General features: G+C 38.7%; 1 pseudogene. It reads left to right on the top strand.

The window, feature by feature from the left end:
* Nucleotides 1-333 (top strand): annotated as a pseudogene (locus FTW16_RS24400) (hypothetical protein); the annotation flags it as partial.

The following is a 333-nucleotide window of genomic DNA, read 5'->3' as shown; positions in this document are numbered from 1 at the left end:
CTTTTAATGTATCTATTCAACAGTGATTTGTTGAAACGGAATTCGACACTAAATGTTTTTACTTCAGTCAGTTTAGCGGTATTGCTAGTAGGTTGTGGTGGTGAGTCAAACTCCGGCGGAGAGCAAGATATCGTTGTATCTCCAGTAGGATCAGCCTCTATTAGTGCGCAAGATATTCAAGATAACTCATTAGTAGATAAAAGCTTCACTATTGACCTTACAGAGCATGTTCACACATCGAATGACCAAGATTTTGTTGTCACAAATGTTCGCGCTTTGTCTGATGACACTTGCCAAGTTCAAGGTATTAGTGAAAGTAGCTTTAAGGTCTAT

Source organism: Vibrio sp. T20, from assembly GCF_007858795.1.
In the GTDB taxonomy this organism is placed as follows: domain Bacteria; phylum Pseudomonadota; class Gammaproteobacteria; order Enterobacterales; family Vibrionaceae; genus Vibrio; species Vibrio satsumensis.
This window is presented reverse-complemented; position numbering and strand designations above follow the sequence as displayed.